This window comes from Comamonadaceae bacterium M7527 (assembly GCA_021044545.1).
Classification (GTDB): domain Bacteria; phylum Pseudomonadota; class Gammaproteobacteria; order Burkholderiales; family Burkholderiaceae_C; genus RS62.
Map to the genome: position 1 here is coordinate 2,299,529 of CP087990.1, position 23,472 is coordinate 2,323,000.

Annotated in this window: 20 protein-coding genes and 3 pseudogenes; 17 read left to right on the forward strand and 6 right to left on the reverse strand. The window is 57.5% G+C overall.

From position 1 onward, the window contains the following. Positions 1-49: 49 nt before the first annotated feature. From murJ to LN050_11190, 3 genes are read left to right on the forward strand one after another with little or no spacing between them, the layout of a single operon-like run. Positions 50-1,666, forward strand: coding sequence for a murein biosynthesis integral membrane protein MurJ (gene murJ, locus LN050_11180; protein ID UFS56272.1), 1,617 nt, complete (start codon positions 50-52; stop codon positions 1,664-1,666). After that, entirely contained in the window at positions 1,663-2,349 is a 687-nt protein-coding gene (locus tag LN050_11185) for a transglutaminase-like domain-containing protein (protein ID UFS56273.1), read from the forward strand. The genes murJ and LN050_11185 overlap by 4 nt, the downstream gene beginning before the upstream one ends. Further along, positions 2,265-2,513, forward strand: a complete 249-nt coding sequence (locus LN050_11190; protein UFS56274.1) for a tetratricopeptide repeat protein — start codon at positions 2,265-2,267, stop codon at positions 2,511-2,513. The genes LN050_11185 and LN050_11190 overlap by 85 nt, the downstream gene beginning before the upstream one ends. Before the next feature lie 51 nt (positions 2,514-2,564). Here the strand turns inward: LN050_11190 and purM are convergent, their stop codons facing one another. Further along, the gene (purM, locus tag LN050_11195; protein UFS56275.1) at positions 2,565-3,602 is read right to left on the reverse strand and encodes a phosphoribosylformylglycinamidine cyclo-ligase; all 1,038 of its coding nucleotides are present in this window, start codon (positions 3,600-3,602) and stop codon (positions 2,565-2,567) included. Between the two features lie 233 nt (positions 3,603-3,835). Between purM and LN050_11200 the strand changes: the two genes are divergently transcribed. From LN050_11200 to folK, 5 genes and pseudogenes are all read left to right on the forward strand, one after another. Beyond that, entirely contained in the window at positions 3,836-4,900 is a 1,065-nt protein-coding gene (locus tag LN050_11200) for an AI-2E family transporter (protein ID UFS56276.1), read from the forward strand. Then, positions 4,897-5,586 (forward strand): DnaA regulatory inactivator Hda, encoded by a 690-nt coding sequence (gene hda, locus LN050_11205; GenBank protein UFS56277.1) that lies wholly within the window; start codon positions 4,897-4,899, stop codon positions 5,584-5,586. Before LN050_11200 ends, hda begins: the two co-directional genes overlap by 4 nt. Before the next feature lie 3 nt (positions 5,587-5,589). Further along, positions 5,590-6,268, forward strand: a pseudogene (locus LN050_11210) (HAD-IB family hydrolase). Beyond that, positions 6,261-7,883: a polynucleotide adenylyltransferase PcnB gene (gene pcnB / locus LN050_11215; GenBank protein UFS56278.1), complete on the forward strand. Its 1,623-nt coding sequence runs from the start codon at positions 6,261-6,263 to the stop codon at positions 7,881-7,883. Before LN050_11210 ends, pcnB begins: the two are co-directional and overlap by 8 nt. 6 nt (positions 7,884-7,889) lie before the next feature. Next, positions 7,890-8,351 (forward strand): 2-amino-4-hydroxy-6-hydroxymethyldihydropteridine diphosphokinase, encoded by a 462-nt coding sequence (gene folK, locus LN050_11220; protein ID UFS56279.1) that lies wholly within the window; start codon positions 7,890-7,892, stop codon positions 8,349-8,351. Between the two features lie 9 nt (positions 8,352-8,360). Here folK and pdxH read toward each other — a convergent pair whose 3' ends face one another. After that, positions 8,361-9,005 carry a pyridoxamine 5'-phosphate oxidase gene (pdxH, locus tag LN050_11225; protein ID UFS56280.1) on the reverse strand — a complete coding sequence of 215 codons (645 nt, stop codon included), beginning with the start codon at positions 9,003-9,005 and terminating at the stop codon, positions 8,361-8,363. Positions 9,006-9,148: 143 nt separating this feature from the next. On the opposite strand from pdxH, the gene LN050_11230 reads away from it, so the two are divergent. Continuing rightward, positions 9,149-9,688 carry an OmpA family protein gene (locus LN050_11230; protein ID UFS56281.1) on the forward strand — a complete coding sequence of 180 codons (540 nt, stop codon included), beginning with the start codon at positions 9,149-9,151 and terminating at the stop codon, positions 9,686-9,688. Between the two features lie 42 nt (positions 9,689-9,730). Here LN050_11230 and gloA read toward each other — a convergent pair whose 3' ends face one another. The 3 genes and pseudogenes from gloA to LN050_11245 all read right to left on the reverse strand — a co-directional run bounded on the left by gloA (position 9,731) and on the right by LN050_11245 (position 12,556). After that, positions 9,731-10,123 (reverse strand): lactoylglutathione lyase, encoded by a 393-nt coding sequence (gene gloA, locus LN050_11235; GenBank protein UFS56282.1) that lies wholly within the window; start codon positions 10,121-10,123, stop codon positions 9,731-9,733. A gap of 8 nt (positions 10,124-10,131) precedes the next feature. Further along, a complete protein-coding gene (locus LN050_11240; protein ID UFS56283.1) occupies positions 10,132-10,707 on the reverse strand; it encodes a PaaI family thioesterase in 576 nt (191 codons plus the stop codon). A gap of 65 nt (positions 10,708-10,772) precedes the next feature. Next, positions 10,773-12,556 (reverse strand): annotated as a pseudogene (locus LN050_11245) (DEAD/DEAH box helicase). 382 nt (positions 12,557-12,938) lie between these two features. On the opposite strand from LN050_11245, the gene ettA reads away from it, so the two are divergent. Further along, positions 12,939-14,603, forward strand: a complete 1,665-nt coding sequence (ettA, locus tag LN050_11250; protein UFS56284.1) for an energy-dependent translational throttle protein EttA — start codon at positions 12,939-12,941, stop codon at positions 14,601-14,603. Positions 14,604-14,608: 5 nt separating this feature from the next. Next, a complete protein-coding gene (locus LN050_11255; protein UFS56285.1) occupies positions 14,609-15,160 on the forward strand; it encodes a DUF1415 domain-containing protein in 552 nt (183 codons plus the stop codon). Positions 15,161-15,273: 113 nt separating this feature from the next. Here LN050_11255 and LN050_11260 read toward each other — a convergent pair whose 3' ends face one another. After that, entirely contained in the window at positions 15,274-18,210 is a 2,937-nt protein-coding gene (locus LN050_11260; protein ID UFS56286.1) for an Rne/Rng family ribonuclease, read from the reverse strand. 579 nt (positions 18,211-18,789) lie between these two features. Between LN050_11260 and LN050_11265 the strand changes: the two genes are divergently transcribed. The 6 genes and pseudogenes from LN050_11265 (at position 18,790) to galU (ending at position 23,468) form a co-directional block, all read left to right on the forward strand. Further along, entirely contained in the window at positions 18,790-19,779 is a 990-nt protein-coding gene (locus LN050_11265) for an RluA family pseudouridine synthase (protein ID UFS56287.1), read from the forward strand. 158 nt (positions 19,780-19,937) lie between these two features. Continuing rightward, on the forward strand, positions 19,938-20,243 hold the full coding sequence (locus tag LN050_11270) for an H-NS histone family protein (protein ID UFS56288.1): 306 nt from the start codon (positions 19,938-19,940) through the stop codon (positions 20,241-20,243). Between the two features lie 90 nt (positions 20,244-20,333). Beyond that, on the forward strand, positions 20,334-21,026 hold the full coding sequence (locus LN050_11275; GenBank protein UFS56289.1) for an HAD-IA family hydrolase: 693 nt from the start codon (positions 20,334-20,336) through the stop codon (positions 21,024-21,026). A gap of 3 nt (positions 21,027-21,029) precedes the next feature. Next, positions 21,030-21,418 (forward strand): annotated as a pseudogene (locus LN050_11280) (Rieske 2Fe-2S domain-containing protein). Between the two features lie 82 nt (positions 21,419-21,500). Next, the gene (locus tag LN050_11285) at positions 21,501-22,481 is read left to right on the forward strand and encodes a S49 family peptidase (protein UFS57400.1); all 981 of its coding nucleotides are present in this window, start codon (positions 21,501-21,503) and stop codon (positions 22,479-22,481) included. 81 nt (positions 22,482-22,562) lie between these two features. Beyond that, on the forward strand, positions 22,563-23,468 hold the full coding sequence (galU, locus tag LN050_11290) for a UTP--glucose-1-phosphate uridylyltransferase GalU (GenBank protein UFS56290.1): 906 nt from the start codon (positions 22,563-22,565) through the stop codon (positions 23,466-23,468). Positions 23,469-23,472 lie beyond the last annotated feature (4 nt).

A 23,472-nucleotide genomic window follows, 5' to 3' on the forward strand; every position in this document is an offset into this window, starting at 1 on the left:
AGCATTATAGCCCGAGTCTTGGCCTTGTACAAACCGCTACACTGGTTGCGTGAACTTATTCAAAGCTGCCTCTTTGGTGTCTGTACTGACGCTGGCCTCGCGCATTACCGGATTGATGCGCGAGTTGCTGGTGGCTGCCTTTTTTGGTGCCAGCGCCACCACAGACGCTTTTAATGTGGCGTTTCGCATACCCAACCTGCTGCGGCGCTTGTTTGCAGAGGGCGCTTTCAGCCAGGCTTTTGTCCCCGTGCTGGCCGCCACCAGAGCCAGTCAAGGCGATGTGGTCACCAAGCAATTGGTCGATTCCGTGGCCACAGTGCTGGTGTGGGCGCTGCTGCTGACTTGCGTTGCGGGTGTGGTGGGCGCGCCGTGGGTGGTGTGGGCCATGGCCAGTGGTTTGCAGCAAACCGGTAACGGGTTTGACACGGCGGTGCTGCTGACGCAGTGGATGTTCCCCTATATTGGTTTCATGTCGCTGGTGGCCTTGGCCGCTGGTGTGCTCAACACCTGGAAGCGGTTTGTGGTGCCCGCGGCCACGCCGGTGCTGCTGAATGTCGCCATGATTGCCGCCGCCGCCTTGGGTGCGCCATGGCTGGCTGGCAAGGGCATAGAGCCTATTTACGCCATGGCGGGTGGTGTGATGGTGGGTGGTTTGCTGCAATTGGGCGTGCAAATACCAGCGTTGTTGCGTATTGGCATGTTGCCGCGCATTGCCTGCCGCCCAAGCGTGGTGCGTGACGCTTGGCGCGATCCTGGTACGCGACAAATTCTCAGGCTCATGGGCCCGGCCTTGTTGGGTGTGAGCGTGGCGCAAATATCGCTGCTGATCAACACCCAAATCGCCTCACATTTGCAGCCGGGCAGTGTGAGCTGGCTGACTTACGCTGACCGTTTGATGGAGTTTCCAACGGCCTTGTTGGGCGTTGCATTGGGTGTGGTGTTGCTGCCGCAATTGGCGGCCTCCAAAGCGCGTGGCGACGATGCAGCTTACAGCGGGCTGCTGGACTGGGGCTTGCGCCTGGTGGTGTTGCTCACTGTGCCATGCGCGTTGGCCTTGTTGCTAATGCCGCAGGCGCTGGTGTCTGTGCTGTACCACTACGGCCGCTTCAATGACGGCGACTTGCACCAAACAAGCCTGGCTTTAATGGGTTATGGCGTGGGCTTGGTGGGTTTGGTGGCCATCAAGATTTTGGCGCCTGGCTATTACGCCAAGCAAGACATCAAAACGCCGGTCATGATTGCCGTTGTGGTGCTGGTGTTTACCCAACTGCTCAACCTGGTACTGGTGCCGCACTTTGCCCATGCCGGTTTGGCGTTGGCCATAGGCGCGGGGGCGGTGTTGAACGCGACCTGGCTGTGGGTGGGTTTGGTGCGTAAGGGCACCTTGCGCATGTCGCCTGGCTGGGGTTTGTTTTTGTTGCGCATTGCCGTAGTGTCCACAGCCTTGGGTGCGTGGATGTGGTTTAGTGCACAAGCCATTGACTGGGCCGCATGGCAAAGTCAATGGTCTTTGCGCATTGCTGCCCTGGCGGGTGTGGCTTTGGGCTGCGCGGTTATTTACTTTGGCGGTTTGGCTTTGCTGGGTATGCCGCTGCGCCAACTCATGCGACGCGCCAGCGTGTCTACGGCACTTGCGTCGGGTGTGCCCGATAAGGAGCGGTCATGAACTGGACGCCGCCTACCCAGTCTGCGCTGGGTTATTTCGCCATGTTGGTGGCCGACGAGTCGGACTTGCCGCTACTGGAAACCATTGCCAGCTTGGCCATGGACGAATACCCGGAGTTGGATGTGGCCGCTGTGCCCAATGCGGTAGACCAACTGATAGAGCGTTTGCACAGACGCGTGCCTGCACAGGCCAAGCCAGTGGACAGGCTGCGCGCCTTGAACCAGTTTTTCTTTGTGGACCTGGGGTTTCAAGGCAATCTCAACAACTATTACGACCCGGACAACAGTTATTTGCATGTGGTACTGGCCACACGTCGGGGCATACCCATTTCGCTGGCTGTTATCTGGCTGGAGCTGGCAGCCAGTCTGGACCTGACCGCACATGGTGTGAGCTTTCCCGGACACTTTTTATGCAAACTGGCCTTGCCTGAGGGGCAAGTCATTGTTGACCCGTTTGGTGGTGTGAGCCTTAGCCGGGAAGAGTTGTCAGAACGTGCGGAACCATTTAAGGCGCAATTGGGTATGACTGGCGCAGATGACGCGCCTGTTGACTTGTTTTTGCAACCTGCCAGCAACCACGACATTGTGGTGCGCGTGCTGTGCTGTCCAATTTGCGCGAAATTCACAAAAGCCAGGATGATGCGCCGCGTGAGCTTTGCGTACATGAGCGTCTGGTGTTGCTAAGCCCCAGGCGCTGGGAGTACCGGCGTGACCGCGGCCTTTGTGCTGCAAGATTGGGCGACAAGCACAGTGCCGTGCGCGACTTGGAGACTTACCTCCGAGAAGCGCCTGGCGCACCGGATGCCGCGCAGGTGAGCGCGGCGTTGTTGCAATTGCAAAAATTGTAGGCCACGCGCTTGCAGTTACCAGCCGCCGCGCGCAAAGGCGGCGTTGGCTTGTTAATGCACCTGAACCACAGCGCCTTGGTCTGGGCCTCTGTGCACCACTGTGCCCATGGCATAGACCGTCTCGCCAGCGGCGCTCAAGTGGTCTTTTAGCGTTTGCGCGTGCTCAGGCTTGCATACCAGCACCATGCCAATGCCATTGTTAAAGGTGCGGTTCATTTCTACTTCGTCAATGCCTGCTGTTTGTTGCAGCCAGGCAAACAGCTCGGTTTGTGGCCATGCGCTGCGACTGAGGTCTACGCCCAAGCCCTCGGGCAGTACGCGCGGAATGTTCTCCAGCAGGCCGCCACCGGTGATGTGAGCCAACGCCTTGATGCTGCCCAATGTGAGCGCGCTCAATACGCTTTTGACGTACAAGCGGGTAGGGGCCATCAGCGCTTCTTTAAAGGGCTTGCCATCCAGTTGCCGGGGTAGGTTGCTGGCTGCGCGCTCAATGCACTTGCGTACCAGGCTAAAGCCATTGGAGTGCACGCCGTTGGATGCAAGACCAAGGACCACGTCGCCAGCGGCCACGGTGCTGCCGTCCAGGATGTTGGCCTTTTCAACAACGCCCACAGCGAAGCCTGCAAGGTCGTATTCGCCGTCGGGGTACATGCCTGGCATTTCTGCCGTCTCGCCACCGATGAGCGCGCAGCCACTGGCTTCGCAGCCCGCTGCAATGCCGCCGACCACCGCTGCCGCGGTGTCCACGTCTAGCTTGCCGCATGCAAAGTAATCCAGAAAGAACAAAGGCTCTGCACCTTGCACCAATATGTCGTTCACACTCATGCCTACCAGGTCAATGCCCACGGTGTCGTGCATGCCCCATTCAAAGGCGAGTTTGAGTTTGGTGCCTACGCCGTCGGTGCCGCTGACCAGCACGGGTTCCTTGTAGCGCTTGGGCACTTCAAACAGCGCACCAAAACCGCCAATGCCGGCCATCACGCCCTCGCGCAATGTCTTTTTCGCCAACGGCTTGATGCGTTCAATCAGGGCGTCGCCCGCTTCAATGTCAACGCCGGCAGATTTGTAGGACAGGGGTGTTTGGCTCATAACAGGGACTTTTTAGTAGCGTTTAGTGACTTTTCAGTAGCTATTGGCGGGTGCAGTGGTAGCTGTGATGCTGGGTAAAATGGCACATGGCGCGCAGCGTACCGACAGTAGCTGTGCCAGGCGTTTGCGCAGCCGCAGCACGGGGTGTGGCTTGGCAACAGTCGCTATTGTATGAATCTGTCGCCCTTTCTTGTGTACAAACGCTGATACCAGGCCCTTTTAGTCAATACACCATGCTCTTATCCCCCCAATTGCGCACAAGCCTGCTGTGGCTGGCCGTCGGCCTGTCCGCCGTGTGGCTTCTGAGCGCGCTGGCACCTGTGCTCACGCCGTTTATCGTGGCGGGCGTGTTGGCCTACGCGCTGCACCCAGTGGTGGAGCGCATGGCCTGCTACAACATTCCAAAGTGGCTGGGTGCTGGCATTGCCTTGGCCGTGTTGTGTGTGGTGTTGGTGGCTTTGTTGTTGCTGGTTGTGCCGGTGGTAACCAAGCAGCTGCCGCTGCTGCGCGACCAAATTCCAGCGCTGCTAACCCACTTCAACCAGTGGGCCACGCCGTTAGCCGCGCGTTTTGGCCTAAGCCTCACGGTAGATGTAGACATGGTGCGCCAGACCTTGCGCACCATGTTGGCCGGACACGAAACCGATATCTTGCAAACCTTGCTCACCTCGCTGCGCATTGGTGGCAGTGCCTTGCTGGCCGTGTTGGGTAACGTGGTGCTCACGCCCATAGTGGCTTACTACCTATTGCTGGACTATCCGCGTGTGCTGAGCAAAGCCATGCTGGTGGTGCCAGTGCGTTGGCGCGATAGCGTGCAACATTTTTTTACAGACGTTGACCACATGTTGGGCCAGTACCTGCACGGCCAAGCCCTGGTGATGTTGGTGCTTGCCGTGTTGTATGTGGTGGCATTGACCTTGGTGGGGTTGCAGCTGGCCTTGCCCATTGGCCTGTTTACCGGCTTGGCCGTGTTTGTGCCTTACATAGGTTTTGGCTTGGGGTTGATCATTGCGCTATTGGCTGCAGCCCTTCAGTTTCAAGACGCTACAGGCGTGCTGTGGGTGGCGGCTGTCTACGGCGTTGGGCAAGTGCTTGAGAGCATGTGGCTTACACCGCGTTTGCTGGGTGAGCGTATTGGCTTGCATCCCATCACCGTTATTTTTGCGCTCATGGCCTTTGGTCATTTGTTTGGCTTTGTGGGCGTGCTCATTGCGTTGCCTGCCGGTGCGGTGTTGCTGGTGGCCTTTGGCCGCTTGCACAAGTTGTACCTGGCCAGTGACTTGTACAACGCTGCATGAAACAACTGGCGCTAGACATTGGCTTGGCGCCGCTGCCAACGCTGGACAACTTTGATGCCGGTGGCAATGCCGAGTGCTTGCGGCACTTGCGTATGTGGGCAGCACACGTTAGCCGCTCACCTGTGCCCACTTATTTGTGGGGGGAGGCCGGTAGCGGCAAGACGCATTTGCTAAGCGGTTTGCGCCATGCCTTGGTGGAGCAGGGTTTGCGTGTGGGCTGGATGGACGCCAGCGTCTTGCACCCGCGCAGCTTTGACGAAAGCTGGGATGCCGTGGTGCTTGACGACTGCCAGCTGTACACCGCAGAGCAGCAAGCCTGCGCGTTTAACTGGTTTGTCAATGCGTTGTCGCCTGCCAATGGTGTGGTCAGGGGCGTGTTTGCAGCGGGTTTGCTGCCCCCAGCCGACTTGGTGTTGCGTGACGACTTGCGTACCCGGCTGGGTTGGGGTCATGTGTTCCAATTACATGCACTCAATGAAGCACAGCGCCGGGCGGTATTGCGCCGCGCCGCCGATGAGCGCGGGCTGATGCTGGGCGATGAGGTGATGGACTTTATGCTCAATCGCTTCACGCGTGACCTCAGCAGCCTGATGCAATTGCTGGCCCACCTAGACCAATACGCGCTGCGTACCAAGCGCGCCCTCACAGTGCCGCTGATAAAGGCCATGCTTGAGGCCAACGACTAACTTATGAAACTCGCACTTTTTGACCTGGACCACACCTTGCTGCCGCTGGACTCTGACCACGCGTGGGGTCAGTTCACGGTGCAGTTGGGTTGGCGCGACGCCCAACAATTTGCCAAAGCCAATGACGCCTTCTACCAACAGTACAAGGCGGGTACCTTGGACATCAACACCTACATACGCTTTGGCACGCAGCTTGCGCGATTTGGGTGACAACGCGCAAGCCTTGGCTGCACGGGCCCATGAGCAGTTCATGGCGCAGGTGGTATTGCCCGCGATTCGGCCGCAAGCCAGGGCCTTGCTGGACAAGCACCGCAGTGCTGGCGACGAGATTGTGCTGGTGACTGCGACCAACGCCTTTATTACCGCGCCCATTGCCAAGGCGTTGGGTATTGCCCACCTGATTGCTGTTGACTTGGTGCTGGACAACAATGGTGTGCCAACCGGCGACATTGCGGGCACGCCGTCCTTCAGAGAAGGCAAGGTCACACGTGTGGAACAATGGCTGGCTGACAGGGGCCTGAGCTGGGCTGATTTGCAGTACAGCTACTTTTACAGCGACTCCATCAACGATTTACCCCTTCTGGAGCGTGCCACTCATCCGGTCGCTACCAACCCGGACGATAGGCTAAAGGCTATCGCCACCGAGCGCGGCTGGCCCGTGCTGGATTTATTCAATGATTAAAAAATTTATAAAAAAACTACTGGGCGGCTCGCAGCCGTCTGAAGCATCCAGGTTTGGTGAGCGCGTAGACGTGCCTGCCAAGACACACAAAATCAATCTTGACTTGGTGGATAAGCGCGCCATTGATGTGGTGCAAACGCTGCAAGATGACGGCTTTGAGGCCTACATTGTGGGCGGCGCTGTGCGTGACTTGCTGTGCGGTGTGCGCCCCAAGGACTTTGATGTGGCCACGGATGCCACACCTGAGCAAGTCAAGCGCTTGTTCAGGCGCGCCTTCATCATTGGCAGGCGCTTTCGCATAGTGCACGTGGTGTATGGGCGCGGACGTGAGCACGAAGTCATAGAGGTGTCTACTTTTAGGGCCTATCTGGATAGCGCTGACGCGCAACAGGTCAGTGGCAACGAGCGCACCAGCAAGCACCAGCTGGCCACTGCCACGCACGCCGTTGACGCATCAGGTCGCGTATTGCGCGACAACGTGTGGGGCCCCCTGGAGGAGGATGCGGCCAGACGCGATTTCACCATCAACGCCATGTATTACGACCCCACGACGCAGGTGGTGGTGGACTACCACAACGGTATTCGCGACGCGCGCAAACGCGTGATGCGCATGATTGGCGACCCGGCCATGCGTTACCGTGAAGACCCGGTGCGCATTATCAGAGCCGTGCGTTTCATGGCCAAGTTGTCACACTTGGGCTTTTCGCTAGACAAGGCATCGCGCGAGCCGTTGGTGCTCAGCGCCAAGTTGTTAAACGATGTGCCGCAAAGCCGTTTGTTCGACGAAATGCTCAAGCTGCTGCAAACCGGCCATGCTGTTGCCACCGTAGAGACACTGCAAAGCTTGGGGCTGGCCAAGGGCATTTACCCATTGCTGGATTTGGCTGTGGCGCGCGCATCCAGTCCGTTTGTACACCAAGCCTTGGTGGATACCGACAGGCGCGTGGGCGAAGACAAGCCCGTAGCGCCTAGCTTTTTGCTGGCCTGTGTGTTGTGGTCAGACGTGCGTGATGGCTGGGACAAGCGCTTGCGTGCGCAAAAAGGCCCACGTCCCAGCAGTTTTCCGGCGTTGCAAGATGCGGTGGACGACGTGTTTGAGTCGCGTATTGGCGACGTATCGGGTCGTGGCAAGTTGGGTGCAGACATGCGCGAAATTTGGACCATGCAGCCACGCTTTGACAAGCGCACGCCAAGCAGCGCCATGAGTTTGGTCGCGCAAAACCGCTTCAGAGCTGGCTTTGACTTTTTGCGCCTGCGCGCCCAAGTGGGCGAGGTAGAGCCCGAATTGGCCCAGTGGTGGGAAACCTTTAGCATGGCCTCGGACGATGAGCGCTACGACATGCTGGAAGCCTTGCGCGCACAAGCCAACACCAAAACACCACGCAAGCGCGCGCCGCGTACAACTGCATCAAGCAAAGCGGCGGCCAACACCGATGCGGCGCTTGATGCGGACAACAATGCAGTTGCCACAAATGCGCAAGACATAGGGCTTGCATTGCGAGACGATGATTCAACTGGCGATGCCGGTGCACCCGCGCGCAAACGCCGTCGCCGCCGCCGCAAGCCCACTGGTGGCGACTTGGGCGGTGATGGCTCGGACACGCAGTCCGGTTAAGTAGCCGTGGCGGTGCGCTGTTTTATTGCGCTGGGTGCCAACCTGGGCGATGCGCGTGCACAGGTGCTGGCCGCGGCTTCAGAGGTTGCGGCCTTGGGTCTACCAGGCACCAGCAGCTTGTCGCCGCTGTATGCAAGCCCACCGTGGCAGGCAGATGGGCCAGACTATGTCAACGCTGTGATGGGCATGGACACCACGTTAACGCCGCCGCAGTTGCTGGCGGCGCTGCAGGCTATAGAGCTTGCTGGTGGGCGCGTGCGCAGCTACGCCAATGCACCGCGCACGCTTGATTTGGATGTGCTGCTGTACGGCAGTGCAAGCATTGGCTCGCCGCAGCTGACAGTGCCGCACCCACGCATGTGGCAGCGCGCGTTTGTGGTGCTGCCATTGCGTGATGTGGCACCGCATTTGGTGAGTGATGCGCAGTTGCAAGCGGTGGCGGACCAGCCAATTCGACAAATCCACTAACGCAGCATGTCAGGGTGCCAAGCGCTCACGCAACCACGTTGTGTCGTTGCTGGGCGTGTATTGCAGCCTGTCGTGCAGGCGGCTTTTGCGTCCTTGCCAAAATTCCCAGCGTGTGGGCTTTAGTCTAAAACCACCCCAGTGCGGTGGGCGTGGTGGGTTGAGCAAAAATTTGGCACCGTATTTGGCGGCTGCGGTGACCAAGACATCGCGTCCGCTGATGACTTCGCTTTGTGGGCTGGCCCATGCGCCAATGCGTGAGTCCAGTGGGCGGCTGTGAAAGTAGGCGTCACTTTCGGCGTCGCTGACTTTCTCGACAATGCCTTCAATGCGTACCACGCGCTCCAGCTCTACCCAATGAAACTGCAGGGCTGCATAGGGGTTGCCCGCCAGCTGCTGGCCTTTGCGGCTGTTGTAGTTGGTGTACCAAACAATACCTTGTTCGTCCAAGCCCTTGATCAACACCACACGCGTGCTGGGGCGCATGTTGTTGTCCACGGTGGCCAGTGTCATGGCGTTGGGTTCTGGTATCTGTCCCTCAATGGCCTCGTTCAGCCATTGCTCAAACTGCAACCTGGGGTCAGCTTTGGAGTCTTGCTCGTTCAAGGCGGCGCGTTCGTAACTTTTGCGCAGGTCGGCGATATGTTGAGTGCTCATGTGGCAAGTATATTGGGACTGGTCGCGCAGCCAATCTGATGGCGATGGCGTGACGCCTAATGCGTTTGCAGCGCTACCAAGACTTACAATTGGGTCGCAGGGCGCGCCGTTGCCCGGATCTCATTTTTTACAAAGGTATTGCAATGCAATCAGACAGCAACGAACAAGAACGCGTGGTTTTGTGCCTGTTGTTATCTATCCTGGTATTGGTGATTGGTGGTGTGGTGGGCTTGGGCGTTTTGAAAACCAAGGGCGCAACGGCTGGCGTATCGACTTCATCAAACAGTGCTGCTGTTGCATCACAAGACGCTGCCCTTGCTGAGGCTGAAGGCTACGCCAATGACGCCAGTGTGATTGTGGATGCTGGTGCGGTGACGTTTTACTTTGCAACGGGCAGCGCTGAGCTGGCCTCTGGCGCCGGTGCTGCCCTGGGTGACGCTGTGACTGCAGCCAAGGCCGGCAAGTTTGTGGTGTTGTCCGGTTTTCATGACGAGACCGGTGACCCGGCTTTCAATGCCGAGTTGGCCAAGCGCCGTGCCATGGCAGTGCGTGCATCGTTGCTGATGGCCGGCGCACCTGAAGACCGCGTGGTGATGAGAAAACCCGAGGTGCTGATAGGTACGGGCAGTTATGCGCAAGCGCGCCGCGTTGACGTGATGATCAGCGGCAACATGGTGCAGTGAACAGCCACTGCGTCTTGAAAAGTCCCGCATCTGCGGGATTTTTTACGTTGACTCAGGGCGCTGAATCAGCTCTATCTTGTAGCCGTCAGGGTCTGTCACAAACGCAATGACGGTGCTGCCGCCTTTGACTGGGCCTGCTTCCCGGGTGACGTTACCACCGGCTGCTTTTATCTTGTCGCAGGCTGCGTAGGCGTCTGCCACGGCAAGCGCAATATGGCCGTAGGCCGTGCCCAAGTCGTAGTCACTTTGGCCCCAGTTGTAGGTGAGCTCCAGCTCAGCGTGTTCAGGGTTGGAGCCGTAGCCAACAAATGCAAGCGTGTATTTGTACTCTGGGTTCTCGGATTTGCGCAGCAGCTGCATGCCCAAGACGTCTGTGTAAAAAGCGATGGACTTGTCTAAGTCGCCAACGCGCAGCATGGTGTGTAAAAGTCTCATGAGCCTGATTATGCTGGCAATTCGAAAACCAAACAGGTGGTGCTGGCGTGTGCGTACAAGGTGCCGTCAGGGCCAATGAGTTTGGCTTCGGCAGTGGCCAGTTGTTTACCGCAGTGCAGCACGGTACCTATGGCCCGCACAAGGGGTGTTCTGGCCAGGTTGACCGCTTTGACCAGGTTGACGCTGAGCTCGGCTGTGGTGTAACCGCGCCCCACTGGCATTTTGCTGTGCACCGAGCAGCCCAGCGCCGAGTCCAAAATGGCAGCGTACCAGCCACCATGCAAAGTGCCCATGGGGTTTAAGTGTGCAGGGCCAGGGCGGCCTTGAAACACTGCGCGGCCGTCGCCAACATCGACCAGCATAAAGTCCAGCGTGGCACCAATAGAGGGGTAGGGCGCGTTGCCAGCAAGCATGGCTTGCATGGTTTCCAGCCCTGTTTTACCGCCAAATTGTGCGGGCGTCATCACGCCAGGGCCGGCGCCTGTTTCCATGACGTGGCGTTTGGCCGCCTCGTCGGCCAGCCATTGCTCAAGAACGCTGTCTGCGTTTGTGGAGGTGGGTAGTGGGGCAGTATGGGAAGACATGCCCCGTATGGTGCCCAAAAAAACAGGCGTCCCAGACGCCTGTGTGACTAACGCAAAGTCGCTGCTTACTTGATGCGGCCAAAGTTGGTGCGCAGTGGGTCGGCTGGGCCGCGGTTACCGCCGCCCTGGCCACCACCATTGCCACCCGGGCCACCACGGCGGCGATTGCCGCCATTGCCGCCGCCACCGCGACGCTCACTCATGGCGTCAATGCTGGTGCGCAATGGGTCTGGCTGACGCGCGCCGCTGTGGTCACGTGGCTCGCCCCGCTCGCGGTCTTGGCGCTGGGCACCACCGCTGTTTCGCCTGGGTGCATCACCAAAAGCTTCGTTGCCGCGCTCTGGCCTGAAGCCTTGACCACCTTGACCACCTTGACCGCCCTGACCGCCACCACCTGCGCCATTGCGTTGTGGGCGACGACGGCGGTTGCCGCGTGAGTCCGGGTTGCGTGCTTCCTGGCCTTCGCCGCCAGCTTCAGCACGTGGGCTGTTGCCTTCGCTTCTTGGTGCACCGCCTTGATTGCGTCGGCCTTGTCCGCCACCGTTGCGACCACCACCATTGCCGGCGCGCCCGTGGTTGCTTTCTTTTCGCGGATGCGTTGCATCATTTCGCCCCGTGCGGCCTTGCCCGCCGCTGCCATGACATCGCGTGCGGGTGGCTTTCCAATGCCGCCCCACAACACCTGGCGACCCATGGCGATGGGTTCAGCTTTCTCGCCTTCGTCTGGACCAAAGCCGTCTATGATTTTGACTTCAATGCGCTGGTTGATAAAGCGCTCTACGTCTTGCATAAAGCCTTCTTCGTCCATACACACCAGACTCACAGCCTCACCACTGGCACCGGCGCGGCCTGTGCGGCCAATACGGTGCACATAGTCTTCGCTGATGTTGGGTATTTCGTAGTTCACCACGTGTGGCAGCTCGTCAATGTCAATGCCGCGTGCGGCAATGTCTGTTGCCACCAGGGCACGCACTTCACCGCTTTTAAAACCAGCCAGCGCTTGCGTGCGCGCTGCTTGGCTTTTGTTGCCATGCAAGGCCATGGCGGTGATGCCTTTGTCACTCAAAAATTGCGCGACGTGGTTGGCGCCAAACTTGGTACGCGTAAACACCAGCACTTGTGACCAGTTGTTTGCTTCAATGACGTGTGCCAACAGCTCTTTCTTCTTGGAGCGACCAACTGGGTAAATCCACTGGCTGATGCGTTGCACCGTTGTATTTTTGGGCGTGACCTGAATGTGCTGTGGGTCGCGCAACAAGTTGTTGGCAAGCTGTCGTATTTCGTCACTGAAGGTGGCCGAAAACAACAAGCTTTGCTTGTGCGCAGGCACGATGGCCAAGACTTTTTTCACGTCGTGAATAAAGCCCATGTCCAGCATGCGGTCGGCTTCGTCAAGCACCAAAATCTCAACGTGCGACAAGTCCAGTGCGCCTTGGCCGACCAGGTCTAGCAAGCGCCCGGGCGTGGCCACCAAGATGTCTACGCCTGCGCGCAGCTTCTTGACTTGGGGGTTCATGCCCACGCCACCAAACACAACAGTGGAGGTGAGGTCAAGGTTTTTGCCGTACAAGCGCACAGACTCTTCGACTTGAGCGGCCAGCTCGCGTGTGGGCGTCATGATCAGGGCGCGCACAGCATTGTTTTTGCGCTCGCGCTGGCTTAGCAAATGCAGGATAGGCAGCGTAAAACCTGCGGTTTTACCGGTGCCGGTTTGTGCACCGGCGAGTACATCTGCGCCAGACAGCACGGCCGGAATGGCTTGCGCTTGCACAGGTGTGGGGGTTTCGTAACCTTGCTCGCGCACGGCGTCCAGAATGGCAGGGGCCAGATTCAGTTCTTCAAAAGTCATTGAGTTAAAAGGTGCCGTCTCACGGCACTGGTGCATCGGTCTGCCTTTGGTGGTTACCTTGGGCCAGTCTTAGACCGATCAGTTTGGGTGTTTGAGTGGCGAGACTGTTGGTTTGAAGCCTTCGCTTACCCGCAGCATTGTGCTGCCGTCCGGGCGACTGGTGGCCCAAGACTTGTCCATTATCAGCGTTTTTAGAGGCTTGACGTTGGCAAATACGAGGCCAGCTGATCATTGTGTTGTGCAAAGACCACGGCCAGCAGCGCGGCAAAGGCCTGCAAATTCTCACCAAGCTTTAAGTGGGCTGGCTTATAGCTGGGATAATAGGCGGTTTGGCCGTTGGTCAATATCGTGTTTGATTGTTTGTTTAGTTGGGATAAGTTGCATGGCACAGTATGTTTTTTCTATGAATCGGGTGGGCAAAACTGTGCCGCCCAAGCGTCAGATTTTGAAGGACATCTCGCTGAGCTTTTTGCCTGGCGCCAAGATTGGTGTCTTGGGCTTGAACGGCTCTGGCAAGTCCACGCTGCTCAAAATCATGGCCGGCATTGACAAGGAAATAGAGGGCGAAGCCATTGCCATGCCGGGCATTCGCATTGGCTATTTGCCCCAGGAGCCAGAGCTGGACCCTGAACACAACGTACGCCAGGCCGTAGAAAGCGGTATGGGTGAAGTGCTGGAGGCCAAAGCGCGTCTGGATGCCGTGTACGCGGCCTATGCGGAAGAAGACGCCGACTTTGATGCCTTGGCCGCAGAGCAGGCACAGCTGGAAGCCATCATTGCGACAGCGGGTGGTGCTGATAGTGAGCACTTACTTGAAATTGCGGCTGACGCCTTGCGCCTGCCCGCTTGGGACGCCATCATTGGCCACTTGTCTGGCGGTGAAAAGCGCCGTGTGGCCTTGTGCCGCCTGCTGCTGTCCAAGCCTGACATGTTGTTGTTAGACGAGCCTACCAACCACCTGGACGCCGAAAGTGTGGAGTGGCTTGAGCAATTTTTGGCCCGCTTTTCTGGCACTGTGGTGGCCATTACCCACGACCGTTACTTTCTGGACAACGCGGCCGAATGGATTTTGGAATTGGACCGCGGACGCGGCATTCCCTACAAGGGCAACTACTCGCTGTGGCTGGAGCAAAAAGAGGCGCGCCTGGAGCAAGAGCAGCGCACGGAAGACGCCCGCACCAAGGCCATGAAAAAGGAATTGGAATGGGTACGCCAAAACCCCAAGGGCAGGCAAGCCAAGAGCAAGGCGCGTTTGGCGCGCTTTGAGGAGCTGTCTGATTACGAATACCAAAAACGCAACGAAACCCAGGAAATCTTTATCCCCGTGGCCGAGCGTTTGGGCACTGAGGTGATTGAGTTTACGGGCGTGTCCAAGTCATTTGGTGATCGCGTGCTGATTGACGACCTGAGCTTTAAAGTGCCTGCCGGCGCGATCGTAGGCATTATTGGTCCCAACGGTGCTGGTAAATCAACGCTATTCAAGTTGATTCGCGGTATAGAGCAGCCTGACAGCGGCGACATCAAAACCGGTCAAACGGTACAAGTGGCTTTTGTAGACCAAAGCCGCGAGGATTTGGACGACAGTAAAACGGTGTGGGAAGACATCTCTGGCGGCCTGGACATGATCACTGTGGGCAAGTTCCAAATGCCCAGCCGTGCTTACTGCGGTCGCTTCAACTTCAGCGGCGGCGACCAGCAAAAACGCGTGGGCAACTTGTCTGGTGGTGAGCGTGGACGCTTGCACTTGGCCAAAACCTTGGCTGAAGGCGGCAACTTGTTGTTACTGGACGAGCCATCTAACGACTTAGACGTAGAAACCCTGCGCTCACTCGAAGACGCGTTGTTGGAGTTTGCGGGCTGTGCCATGGTGATTTCTCACGATCGCTGGTTCCTGGACCGCATTGCCACGCATATTCTGGCGTGCGAGGGCGACTCTAAGTGGGTGTTCTTTGATGGCAACTACCATGAGTACGAAGCGGACAAGGTGAAGCGCTTGGGTGCCGAGGGCGCCAAGCCACAGCGTATTCGCTACAAGGCTTTGAAGTAAACGCCATGCACGACGTAGAAGCGGTTAGGGCGCACACGCTGCATTGGCTGGAGCAGGCCGTGATCGGCTTAAACCTGTGCCCGTTTGCCAAAGCGGTTTACAACAAGGGGCAGGTGCGCGTGGTGGTGAGCAGTGCCAGGCACTTGGACGGTTTTCTAGACGAGTTAGACGCGGAGCTCTTGCTGCTGCGCGACACGCCCGCAGCAGAGGTAGACACCACCCTGGTGGTGCACCCAGGTCTGTTCCCGGATTTTCTGGTGTTCAACGACTTCCTCAATATTGTGGACGACGTGGTGGCCGAGCACGAGCTGGAAGGCGTGGTGCAAGTGGTGCCGTTTCACCCCGAATTTCTATTCGGCGGTGAAGACGAGGCTGACATGAGCCATTACACCAACCGCGCGCCTTTCCCCATGTTGCACTTGCTACGCGAAGACAGCTTGTCTGCCGCGATAGATGCGCATGGCGACACAGAGGCCATACCCGAGCGCAACAAGGCCGTGCTGCGTGAGCTGGGGCTACAGGGCTGGCGCAAGTTGATGATGGCCAGCGCGAACTGACCACCAGACAACTGCTGCAACGCTGCAACGCTGCAAAAAAAAGCCGCTGCACTCGTGAGAGCCAGCGGCTTTTTTGATGCCAAGCCCTTTGCAGGGCTTAGGCCTTATCGCAATTACTGCTTGTCAAACGGCATGGCCATTTGAGACAGATCGCGCTTGGTCTCTACCAGTACCAGCGGGCCGTGGTCCACCACAACCGCTGGCACGCGCTCACGTGGCACGTGTACAGGCTTGGGCTCCGCAGCGATGGCGGCTTGCGCTTGCGCGATTTTGTCCGCATCGGAGTTCACCCAAGTCAGGCCAGAGCCGGCAGCGATGGCGCTCATGGCGTCAATGGCCAAGGTGTAGTTGCCAATACTGGGCATACGCTTGCCAGCCTCTGATGCAGCTACAGGTGCGGCTGCAGGTGAGCTTGCAGGTGCAGGTACAACCGCTGCTGGTGCAGCAGCTGGTGTAGCCAAGACTTGCTCGGCAGCGGCCTGTTGTGGCTCATCTTCTTGCGCCTGGCTGTTGTCAGCTGCTGCGTTGTTGCCTTCGCCAGCGTTGTCACCATCATCACGGCGGCGGCGGTCGCGTCCGTAACGATCACGGCTGCGACGCTCACGTGGCTGGCGTTCGGCCTGCTCGTGGGCTGGTGCGCTGGCCTGGTCTGTCTCGCCTGTTTGTACGTCAGTCGATTGCTCAGTGGCTGTAACAGAAGAATCCGTATCAGCCGCGGGGCGGTTGAAGTAGCTGTAGCTAGGCGTTTCGTTGGCTGCGCTGGCAGAGTTCAACGTGTTGGTGGCGTTGTCGTGTGCGGCTGCATCAGCAGATGATTGCTCGTTGCCCTGGCTAGTCGCCGCTGCGCTGCGCTCATCTGATTGCTCGCTGCGGTTGCGGTCACTGCCACGGCGTGCTCCGCGTTCACCACGCTCGCCACGTTCACGCCTGGGCGCGCGTGGCTTGTTGTCAGCGTCTACGCTGGCGTCTGTACTGGTGACGTTGGCGTTGTCAGCAAAGCCATTGTGTTGCTCGGCGTTGCCGGTGCCTTCGGCACGATCGTTGCGGTTGCGTGTGCGACCGCCACGTTCGCCACGACCTTGGCGTTCACCACGCTCTCCACGCTCACTGCGTTCGGCTGTGTCGCCGTCTGCTGCGCGCGGTCCGCGGTTGCGGCCGCGTGCAGCGCGAGATCCTTCGCCCTCGCTGCGTTCGCCACGGCCACCGCGCGCACCACGTGCGCCGCGCTCGCCGCGTTCACCTCGACCTGAGCGCTCACCTTTGGCGCCGTTTTTGTCTGCGTCTTTGCCGTTGCGCGTGTGCGGCTTTTTTGTAGTGGTGGCGGCGTCTTTGCCAAAGCCCAGCAAGCCCATGATCCAGTCCACAAAGCCACCACTTGCACCTGCAGTTGCAGCTTTGGCGGCAGGCTTTTGCGCTTTGGCCGGCGCAGCAACTGGCGCGGGCATGGGTTCATCGCGCAGTACGCCCTTGATGATGGGCTCTTGCTTGTTAGCGCGTTCCTGGCTGCGGCGTGTCACGGTGGCTACGTCGTCTACTTCTTCGGCCAAGGTGTAGCTGGCTTGCAAGTTGTCCAGGCGGGTGTCGTCGTGCTTTAGGCGTTCCAACTTGTACTGTGGTGTGTCCAGTGACTTGTTGGGCACCAGCAGCACGTGAATGCGCTGTTGCAGTTCAATTTTGGTAATCTCTGTGCGCTTCTCATTCAACAAGAAGCTGGCTACTTCGACGGGCACTTGCACCAACACAGCAGCGGTGTTGTCCTTCATGGACTCTTCCTGAATGATGCGCAAAATTTGCAGCGCAGAGCTCTCTGTGTCGCGAATGTGGCCAGAGCCACCGCAGCGTGGGCATGGAATGGATGCACCCTCACTCAGCGCTGGGCGCAGGCGTTGGCGGCTCATTTCAAGCAAGCCAAACTTGCTGATAGAGCCAAACTGCACACGCGCACGGTCTTGACGCAAGGCGTCGCGCAAGCGGTTTTCAACGTCGCGACGGTTGCGCGCTTCGTCCATGTCGATAAAGTCGATCACGATGAGGCCAGCCAGGTCGCGCAGCCGTGCTTGACGTGCCACTTCTTCAGCGGCTTCCAAGTTGGTGCGTGTGGCGGTCTCTTCAATGGCGCCGCCTTTGATGGCGCGCGCTGAGTTCACGTCAACCGAGACCAGGGCTTCAGTGTGGTCTATGACGATGGCGCCGCCACTGGGCAGCTGCACGGTACGGGCGTAGGCCGACTCGATTTGGTGCTCAATCTGGAAGCGTGAGAACAACGGTGTGTCGTCGCTGTAGCGCTTCACGCGGTGACCGTGCTCGGGCATCACATAGTTCATGAACTGATGTGCTTGCTCGTAGATGTCGTCGGTGTCTATGAGGATTTCACCGATATCGCTGTTGAAGTAGTCGCGAATGGCGCGTATGACCAGGCTGGATTCCTGGTAAATCAAGAACGCGCCTTTGCCATTGGTGGTGGCACCGTCTACAGCGGTCCACAACTTGAGCAGGTAGTTCAAGTCCCACTGCAGCTCTTCAGGCGCACGGCCAATACCAGCGGTGCGCGCGATGATGCTCATACCGTTGGGGTATTCGAGCTGATCAAGCGCGGCCTTCAGTTCTTGGCGGTCTTCACCTTCAATACGGCGGCTAACGCCGCCGCCACGTGGGTTGTTGGGCATTAGCACCACATAGCGCCCAGCCAGGCTGATGAATGTGGTGAGCGCTGCGCCCTTGTTGCCGCGCTCTTCCTTCTCGACTTGCACCACCAGGGTTTGACCCTCTTTGATGACGTCTTGAATGCGTGCTTGGCTGATAGATACGCCAGAGGCAAAGTATTGCTTGGAGATTTCTTTAAAGGGCAGGAAACCGTGGCGATCTTCGCCGTAGTCGACAAAGCAGGCTTCTAGCGATGGTTCAACGCGTGTGACAACAGCTTGGTAAATATTGCCCTTGCGTTGTTCGCGGCCTTCAATTTCGATTTCGTAGTCAAGTAGTTTTTGGCCCTCAACAATGGCCAAGCGGCGCTCCTCGGTTTGAGTCGCGTTAATGAGCATCCGTTTCATGATGCAGTTCCTTTTCAAGCACAGTCTGACCCAAATGGGTCCAAAGCCATGAATGAGCGGCGGGCAACACAAACGTCGGGTGGAATTGCCGGAGAGCAGCAGTTGAACCATGTTGGCCGGTGTGCACTAGGGTGCGTACGGGCCTGATATCAGCCTGCGCGTAGGCGCGTGACAATCAAATCGCTTGGTGACGCTATGGGTCCAAGCCGGTCTTGTTGTCTCAAGCAGCTTCTTGCATGCCAGCTGCTTGATAAGGTATTCCGTCGTTAGGGTTTGCGTGTCCGGTACACATTCCCAAAGCTGGTGTGCTGCGGTGTAGCGCGGCGAGCTCATGCGTAGCTGAGTCATTCAAGCCGCGTAGACCGAACTCACGCTCACAAGCAGTGGTAGGCAACGCTGCGTCTTTTTGACCGGTTGCCAGCGCTTGGGCGCTTGGCTTTGTTTGGTCAAACTTTTGGTGGTGATTTAAAGCGTTAAAAAATCAAACACTTAAAAGCTTCTTTGGACGCAGCGCTATTATAGGGGACGCTTGCCACCAATGGGTGTTTTTATGCAAGTTCGCTGCAAAAGGTTACCTCAGTGCAAGAAGCCATACGTTATTTGACCGTTGATGAATCTGGCCAAGACCAGCGTTTAGACAACTTTTTGTTTAAACATTTGAAGGGTGTGCCTAAAACCCACGTTTACCGCATTATTCGCTCTGGGGAAGTGCGTCGCAACAAGGCCAGAGTGCAGGCCGATACGCGTTTGGCCCAAGGGGACGAATTGCGCATTCCCCCAATACGCTTGTCCGAGCGCACACCAGACAGCCCACAGCAACTCGCTGGTACAGATATATCGGATGCTGCGCCGCCAAAGTCACTTCCTGTATTGTTTGAGGACGATGAGTTTTTTGCAATCAACAAACCAGCCGGTATTGCGGTGCATGGTGGCAGTGGTGTGGCTTTTGGCGTGATTGAGCAGTTGCGTCGTGTTCGCCCACAAGCCAAATATTTGGAGCTGGTGCATCGTTTAGACAGGGAAACCAGCGGCATTTTATTGATTGCCAAGAAAAAACGCGCACAAACAGCACTGCAAGATCAATTCAGGGCCAGGCAAACCGGCAAGGTTTATTTGACTTTGGTGAAAGGTGCATGGCAAAAGCCTCAGCACACGATTGATGCTTCTTTACAAAAATTCAATTTAAGCAATGGTGAGCGCCGTGTGCGGGTAGTGGCCAAAGACCATGCCGATGCCATGGCCAGTTTGAGTTTGGTGAAGTTGCTAAAGGTGCATGCCCCAAGCGCATTGACGCAACCGCACAGCAGCAGCTTGTTGGCCGTTACTATCAAGACAGGCCGTACCCATCAAATACGCGTGCACATGGCGCATGCGGGGCACGTGATTGCTGGCGATGATAAATATGGTGATTTTGATTGGAACAAGCAGCTACAGGCTGCTGGCTTAAAACGCATGTTTTTACATGCGTGGCGTTTGCAGTTACGCCACCCGGTAAGCGGCGAGGCCATGCAGTTGCAATGTGAATTGCCGCCTGAGTTGCTGCCGTGGGCAAAAGGTGATTCGCCCTGACAGCCTATTACGGCTGCATTATCTTGTAATCATGAGAAGCAAATGCGTGAAAGATTATGGATTGTCAATAACCACGGTTAATTCACGGTTTATTTGATATATAAATTTCTTTCAGATTAGAATAATGTACATTGTCATTTATTAATTAGGAGTAAATTATGGCTTCATATGAAGAGTTGCGCGCACAAGCTGAAGCGCTAATGGCGCAGGCTGAGCAAGTACGCAAAGAAGAAATTGCCTCTGTGATTGCGGGTATCAAAGCAACCATGAAGCAATACAACATCAGCGCCGCCGACTTAGGCATCGCTGGTGGCCCGCGCAAAGTGCGTGTTGCCAAAACACCAGGCGTGGTCAAGTACCGTGGCCCCAATGGCGAAACGTGGGCCGGCGGCCTGGGTAGAAAGCCTCAGTGGGTGCGCAACATCATTGACGCTGGGCGTAACATTGAAGAATTCAAGGTCTGAAGAGCCTTGTTCGTCGCCAACCACCTCATGCGAGTGAGGTGGTTTTTTTTCGTCCAAGCATTGAGGTGATGCTTGGTGGACAATGCACGCATGACAGACACAAACGCTTACAGCAACACCAATTACCGTCAGTTTGACCTTATTGCGTTTGACTGGGACGGCACGCTGTACGACTCTACAGCCGCCATTACCCATGCGATTCAGGCTTCTGTGGTGGACTTGGGCTATGCCCAGCCCAGCAAAGAGCAAGCCTCTTATGTGATTGGCTTGGGCTTGATGCAGGCCTTGGCCCATGCTGCCCCCGATGTTCCGCAAGACCGCTACGCCGAGCTGGGGCAGCGCTACCGCCATCATTTTTCCAAGGCCTTGGCCGACCTCAACCTGTTTGACGGCGTGTTGCCCATGCTGCACGCGCTGAAAGCCACTGGCGTGAAGTTGGCCGTTGCCACCGGCAAGTCGCGCAGCGGCCTTACCGAGGTGTTGCAAACCATGGACTTGCGCGGCGTTTTTGACGACTCGCGCACAGCCGACGAGACAACTGGCAAGCCTGACCCTCACATGCTCTACGAGCTGATGAGTAGCTTGGGGGTGGGACCCGAGCGCGTGTTGATGGTGGGGGACACAAGCCATGATTTGCGCATGGCCAATAACGCCGGTTGTGCGAGTTTGGGTGTGAGTTTTGGTGCACATGACCAAGCCAGCCTGGACGCCTGCAAGCCGCTGGCCGTGGTGCACAGCGTTAGTGAAATGCACCAGTGGTTGCTGGCGCGTCTATCAGGCTAGTCAATGACTGACCCAGTACCACACAAGCCTGAGCAGTGGCTGGAGTTGTGTGACAGCGCAGCCCTGACAGACGGCGGCTTGGCGGTTGGCTTTGAGGTGCTTTATCAGTCACAGGCCTGCCGCGCATTTGCCATTCGCTTCGAGGGCCAGGCCAGGGCTTATCTCAACCGCTGCACGCACGTCGCCATGGAGATGGATTGGGTGCCAGACCGCTTTTTTCAAACGACCGCCAGTGGTTGCTGTGCGCCACACACGGCGCAACGCATCACCCCTTGACAGGCGCTTGTGTGGGGGGACCTTGCAGCGGTGGCCTCACAGCTGTTGAGCTGCTTGAGCACGGCGGCAAAGTGTATTGGCGGTCACAATACGACTTGCTGCCAGTTGTTTTCTGAGCCGCCTGGCCAATGCTAGCGCTTGGCAAACTCTTTACCGCCATCACGATTCAAGCCTATTGCCATGACCAAGGACAACTCCATGCAACCCGCCACACCCGACGCCTCAAGCACCATTGGCGACAACTCCTCCAACTGGGAGCGTGACGCGCTGCGCGAATTGCTGCAAGAGCAGGTGCGTGCTGGGCGCTCGACCAGGCGCTGGAACTGGTTTAAGCGCGGCTTATGGTTGGTGTTGTTGTTGGGTGCAGCCTGGTGGATTGTGCAAAACAACCGCGCTGGTCATGCCATGCCAGCCAGCAGTGCCCATACAGCGTTGGTGGTGGTGGAGGGGCAAATAGCATCAGACACAGAAGCCAGCGCCCAAAATATCAACAGAGCCTTGCAACTGGCGTTTGAAGACGATGGTGCACAAGCTGTCGTGATGCTGATCAACAGCCCAGGCGGCAGCCCCGTGCAAGCAGGCATGGTATTTGACGAAATGCGTCGTCTCAAAGCCCTGCACAACAAGCCTTTGTATGCAGTGGTAGAAGAGACTTGTGCGTCTGCGGCCTATTACATTGCCGCTGGTGCAGATGATATTTTTGTAGACAAGGCCAGTGTGGTCGGCAGCATCGGTGTACTCATGGATGGCTTTGGTTTTACGGGCCTCATGGAAAAGCTGGGCGTTGAGCGGCGCTTGCGCACAGCGGGTTCAAACAAAGGGTTCTTAGATCCATTTGCACCTGAAAATCCAGAGCAAATGGCGCATGCGCAAGCCATACTGGACCAGATCCACCAGCAATTCATCGCTGCAGTGCGTGAAGGTCGTGGCAAGCGACTGAAGGAAACCCCAGACATGTTTAGTGGCTTGTTTTGGACGGGTGAGCAAGCCGTAGAGATGGGTTTGGCCGACAAGTTGGGCAGCCTGGACTTTGTCGCTCGCGATGTGGTGGACGCGCCAGATATCGTGGACTACACCGAGCGCGAGTCATTCAGTCAACGCGTGGCCAAGCAACTGGGGGCTGCAATTGGGCAGGGCGCTATCAAAGCCCTGGCTGGCAAAGGGCTGGAGTTGCAGTAATGAGCCGCAGCAGCGCATGCACAGAGCGCTGCGCTGCTGGGCTTTGCTGTCATGCGTTGTGGTTATCATCAGCGCATGACCATGACATCCACTGATAGCGCGCAAGCCGCAGCACTACCCGTTAGAAAAGCTGTATTCCCCGTGGGCGGCATGGGCACACGGTTTTTGCCAGCCACCAAAGCCATCCCCAAAGAGATGCTGCCCATTGTGGACAAGCCGCTGATTCAATACGCGGTGGAAGAAGCCTATGCTGCGGGCATACGCGAAATGATTTTCGTAACAGGCCGACACAAGCGCGCCATTGAAGACCATTTTGATACCGCTTTTGAACTTGAGCATTCGCTAGAGGTTGCGCATAAAACCGATTTGCTCAATCTGGTGCAAGCCATCAAGCCCGACGATATGCAGTGTGTGTATGTACGCCAGCCAAGGCCCCTGGGCTTGGGCCACGCCGTCTTGTGCGCCGAGGCGCTGGTGGGCAATGAGCCTTTTGCCGTGCTGTTGGCCGACGACTTGATGGTGGGTAAAACGCCGATATTGGCGCAAATGGTGCAGGCTTACGCACAAGTGCAAGCCAGTATTCTGGCGGTGCAAGAAGTGCCACGCGAGCACACCAAGCGCTATGGCATTGCAGACGTAGCGGGCAACCAAGATCAGCTTGCCAAAGTGTTTGGTTTGGTCGAAAAACCACAGCCTCAAGATGCACCGTCGACTTTGGCGGTAGCCGGACGCTACGTACTGGACAGCGCGGTGTTTGAGGCCATTCGCAAGCAGCCTGCGGGTGCTGGCGGTGAGCTACAGCTCACCGATGGCATTGCCGCGTTGATGGCCTCGCAAAGCGTGTACACCTACCGCTACCAAGGCCAGCGCTACGACTGCGGCAACCAAGCGGGCTTTTTGGCCGCCACGGTTGATTTGGCCCTACAGCGCGACGACATAGCGCCCGAGTTCAGACAACACCTGAAAAGCGTTTTGGGTGCGGCCTGAGTTC

What these genes read in the sequence shown, in the direction of transcription:
- LN050_11185 (UFS56273.1), top strand. Translation starts at nt 1,663, where the DNA reads ATGAACTGGACGCCGCCTACCCAGTCTGCGCTGGGTTATTTCGCCATG.
- purM (UFS56275.1), bottom strand. Translation starts at nt 3,602, where the DNA reads ATGAGCCAAACACCCCTGTCCTACAAATCTGCCGGCGTTGACATTGAA.
- LN050_11200 (UFS56276.1), top strand. Translation starts at nt 3,836, where the DNA reads ATGCTCTTATCCCCCCAATTGCGCACAAGCCTGCTGTGGCTGGCCGTC.
- hda (UFS56277.1), top strand. Translation starts at nt 4,897, where the DNA reads ATGAAACAACTGGCGCTAGACATTGGCTTGGCGCCGCTGCCAACGCTG.
- pcnB (UFS56278.1), top strand. Translation starts at nt 6,261, where the DNA reads ATGATTAAAAAATTTATAAAAAAACTACTGGGCGGCTCGCAGCCGTCT.
- pdxH (UFS56280.1), bottom strand. Translation starts at nt 9,005, where the DNA reads ATGAGCACTCAACATATCGCCGACCTGCGCAAAAGTTACGAACGCGCC.
- LN050_11230 (UFS56281.1), top strand. Translation starts at nt 9,149, where the DNA reads ATGCAATCAGACAGCAACGAACAAGAACGCGTGGTTTTGTGCCTGTTG.
- gloA (UFS56282.1), bottom strand. Translation starts at nt 10,123, where the DNA reads ATGAGACTTTTACACACCATGCTGCGCGTTGGCGACTTAGACAAGTCC.
- LN050_11240 (UFS56283.1), bottom strand. Translation starts at nt 10,707, where the DNA reads ATGTCTTCCCATACTGCCCCACTACCCACCTCCACAAACGCAGACAGC.
- ettA (UFS56284.1), top strand. Translation starts at nt 12,939, where the DNA reads ATGGCACAGTATGTTTTTTCTATGAATCGGGTGGGCAAAACTGTGCCG.
- LN050_11255 (UFS56285.1), top strand. Translation starts at nt 14,609, where the DNA reads ATGCACGACGTAGAAGCGGTTAGGGCGCACACGCTGCATTGGCTGGAG.
- LN050_11260 (UFS56286.1), bottom strand. Translation starts at nt 18,210, where the DNA reads ATGAAACGGATGCTCATTAACGCGACTCAAACCGAGGAGCGCCGCTTG.
- LN050_11270 (UFS56288.1), top strand. Translation starts at nt 19,938, where the DNA reads ATGGCTTCATATGAAGAGTTGCGCGCACAAGCTGAAGCGCTAATGGCG.
- LN050_11275 (UFS56289.1), top strand. Translation starts at nt 20,334, where the DNA reads ATGACAGACACAAACGCTTACAGCAACACCAATTACCGTCAGTTTGAC.
- LN050_11285 (UFS57400.1), top strand. Translation starts at nt 21,501, where the DNA reads ATGCAACCCGCCACACCCGACGCCTCAAGCACCATTGGCGACAACTCC.
- galU (UFS56290.1), top strand. Translation starts at nt 22,563, where the DNA reads ATGACATCCACTGATAGCGCGCAAGCCGCAGCACTACCCGTTAGAAAA.